Origin of the sequence: Streptomyces hygroscopicus subsp. hygroscopicus, assembly GCF_030269125.1 — a bacterium.
In the GTDB taxonomy this organism is placed as follows: domain Bacteria; phylum Actinomycetota; class Actinomycetes; order Streptomycetales; family Streptomycetaceae; genus Streptomyces; species Streptomyces hygroscopicus_C.
The window spans coordinates 1-3,228 of the sequence record NZ_BSSM01000038.1; the positions used below are offsets into that span (position 1 = coordinate 1).

General features: G+C 69.1%; 4 protein-coding genes. 2 read left to right on the plus strand and 2 right to left on the minus strand.

What is annotated here, in order from left to right; all coding sequences use genetic code 11:
* Positions 1-295: sulfite exporter TauE/SafE family protein (locus tag QSK45_RS37920; protein WP_285563509.1), on the plus strand; the 295-nt coding region annotated here is incomplete at its 5' end.
* A gap of 118 nt (positions 296-413) precedes the next feature.
* Complete coding sequence (locus tag QSK45_RS37925; RefSeq protein WP_285563510.1) at positions 414-992, plus strand: rhodanese-like domain-containing protein; 579 nt, start codon at positions 414-416, stop codon at positions 990-992.
* Between the two features lie 216 nt (positions 993-1,208).
* Here QSK45_RS37925 and QSK45_RS37930 read toward each other — a convergent pair whose 3' ends face one another.
* Positions 1,209-3,029 carry an endo-1,4-beta-xylanase gene (locus QSK45_RS37930; RefSeq protein ID WP_285563511.1) on the minus strand — a complete coding sequence of 607 codons (1,821 nt, stop codon included), beginning with the start codon at positions 3,027-3,029 and terminating at the stop codon, positions 1,209-1,211.
* Between the two features lie 13 nt (positions 3,030-3,042).
* Positions 3,043-3,228 (minus strand): cellulose binding domain-containing protein (locus QSK45_RS37935; RefSeq protein WP_490993678.1); only part of this gene is annotated, 186 nt, incomplete at its 5' end.

Consider the following 3,228-nt stretch of genomic DNA (forward strand, 5'->3'; position numbering starts at 1 on the left):
CGGCTTCCTCGCCGTCCCCGCGCTGGTGGGCGTGCTCAAGCTGCCCATGCGCCGCGCCGTCGGCACCAGCCTGCTGGTCATCACGATCAACTCGCTGGCCGCGCTCGGCGCCCGCGCCGGCACCGGGGTGCACCTGGACTGGGCGGTCGTCGCCCCGTTCACCGCGGCGGCCATCCTCGGGGCCTGGGACGGCAAACGCCTGTCGAAGAAGCTCAAGGGCGGCACGCTGCAACGCGTCTTCGCCTGGGTGCTGCTCGCGGTCGCGCTCTTCATGTTCGCCGACGTACTGGTGTGACCTCGCCGTCACAGAGCCCTGGCACAGTGGAAACGCCGGGCGCCCCCCGCACCCCACCCCCCACACACGGCACTCCCCGATCCGGGACGCCCTCGACAACACAAGGACGACAACCGACATGACGACCCTCACCACCCTCGCTCCCCACCAGGCCCAGGACCGTCTGCACGAACTCACCGTGATCGACGTCCGCACCCCCGGTGAGTACGCCGGCGGTCACATACCCGGTGCCCTGAACATCCCGCTGGACCAGCTCGACCGCGCGCTCCCCGACATCCGCAGCGCCGCCGAGCGCGCCGAGATCCTCGTGGTCTGCGCCTCGGGCGCCCGTTCCGAGAACGCCTGCCGGCAGCTCGCCGAGAAGGGCATCCACACCGCGACCCTCGCGGGCGGCACCGGCGCCTGGGCCGCCCAGGGGAACGACCTGGACCGCCCCGTGGCCTGTGACGTCAAGTCGGCGTGGAGCATGGACCGCCAGGTCCGCCTCACCGCCGGATCGCTCGTCCTGACCGGCCTGGCCCTGGGCGAGTTCGTCCACCCGGCCTTCCGGCTGCTGTCCGCCGGCGTCGCGGGCGGTCTGGTGTTCTCCGCCGTGACCAACACCTGCGGCATGGCCGCCATGCTCGCCAAGCTGCCGTACAACCGGCCCCGCAAGGCCGACCTGGACGCCACGCTGGCGCGCCTGCGCAGCCTCTGACCGCGGCGTCCGCGCGGCAGGCGCGACCGAGGAGTGACGGTGGATCCCGAACTGGAGGGCACGCCCTGAGGCCGTCCTGAACGGCGAGGTCCCCGAGCAGATGCGGGCCCGTCTGGAGAGGCTCCTCCTGTCGTCGGCATGACGCTTCGCCCCGTACGCGACCGGCCCCGGTCGGGCCGCCGCGCACGGGGCGAAGCTCTCGGTGTCCTTCGGGGTTTACGGTTCGATGCCGCTCGCGAGGGTGCCGTTGACGTACACGGTCACCTTCGTGGCGTCGGCGTAGGCCGTGTTGGTCGCGTAGCTGTAGTCGTCGCTCTCGCTGAAGTTCGACCAGTCGCTCTTGCTGATCCGGTTCTGGATGTCACCGGTGTTCGCCCCCGCGGCGAGCGTGCCGGCACCGGAGGTGAAACCGACCTCCACGTAGTGGTCCGCGCCCGACTTCGGCGAGGACAGGGCGACCACCTTCTGCGTCACGTTCGAACAGCCCACGGCCGCGTAGTCGCACCACGCGTTGAAGGTGGACGAGCCGCCGTCACCGGTGAAGTAGTAGCGAATCGTCACCTTGGACAGGTCCACCGGATCACTCCCGGTGTTCACCACCCGCAGACCCGGCTTGATCTGATTGTCCGTCGGTGCGGAGTCGTTGTTCTTGTACTGCACCTTCACCGCACCCGTGCCCGGCGTACCACCACCACTCGCGGCCGTCGTCGCCGTCACCGCACCCGACGCCGCCGAGACGTTCCCCGCGGCATCCTTCGCCTTCACGGTGTACGAGTACGTCGTGGACGCCGACAGCCCGCTGTCCGTGTACGACGTCGACGTGGTACTGCCCACCTTCGTCGACCCCCGGTACACGTCGTACCCGGTCACCCCCACGTCGTCCGTCGAAGCGGACCACTTCAGCGACACGCTGGAACTGGTCGTCCCGGACACCGCCAGACCCGAGGGCGCGGAAGGCGGTGTGGTGTCCGTGCCGCCACCGCCGCCGAGCGCGGTCTGGACCGCGGTGTACGCCGGTTTGGTCTGGAGGTTCTCGTCGTAGAGGTCGGCGGCGCCCTGCCCGGAGAAGGTGCTCGGCACCCACGAGTACTTGTCGTCGAAGTCCCACACGGTGATGCCGACGCAGCGGGTGACGGCGAGGCACGCGTCGGTGACCTGGCGGTAGTAGTCGGCCTGGGCCGCCAGCTTGGCGCTGTCAGCGGGCAGTTCCATACGGACGTCCAGCTCGGTGAACGCCACGTCGAGCCCGAGGTCGGCGAAGCGCTGGAGGTTCTGCTGCATGTTGGAGGGGAACGAGTACTGGACCGCCAGATGGCCCTGGAAGCCGATGCCGTCCAGTGGCACGCCCTGCTTCTTCAGGTCGCTGGCCAGCTGGTACATGGCGTCGGCCTTGGCGCCGGTGCCGTCGATGTTGTAGTCGTTGATGTACAGCTTGGCACCGGGATCGGCGGCGTGCGCGGTGCGCAGCGCGTCCGCGATGTAGTCCTTGCCCATGGCGTTGTAGAACGCGTCGGTCCGATAGGTGCCGTCGTCGTTGAAGGGCTCGTTGACCACGTCCCAGGCGTAGACCTCTCCCTTGTAGTGGCCGGCCTCCTTGGTGATGTGGTTCTCCATGGCGGCCTGGACCTGGCTGGAGGGGAGGCTGCTCACCCAGCTGGGCAACTGGCTGTGCCAGACCAGGTTGTGGCCGCGCACCTGCTGGTTGTGTGCCTGTGCGAACTGGACGATCGCGTCGCCGCCGCTGAAGTTGAACTGTCCCTGGGAGGGCTCCGTGGTGTCCCACTTCATCGAGTTGCCGGGCGTGATCGAGCCGAACTCGCTGCCCAGGACGGCGGTATAGGCCGAGTCGTTGAGTTCCGAGTTGTCGGTCGCGGAGCCGAAGTAGCGGCCATGGGCCTGGGCCAGCTGGTTCAGGGTGCTGCCCTGGGCATGGGCCGGGGCGGTCCCGGCGGCGAGCAGGCCGAAGCCGGTGGTGACCAGCGTGGCCAGCGCGACCGCGAGCCCCCCGCCGCGCAAGGGGTGCAGAAGGGATCTCACCACTGTCTCCTCGTCAGTTGGGCTCGACGCCGTTCGCGAGGGTGCCGTTGACGTACACGGTCACCTTCGTGGCGTCGGCGTAGGCGGTGTTGGTCGCGTAGCTGTAGTCGTCGCTCTCGCTGAAGTTCGACCAGTCGCTCTTGTTGACCCGGCTCTGGATGTCACCGGTGTTCGCACCCGCGGCGAGCGTGCCGGCACC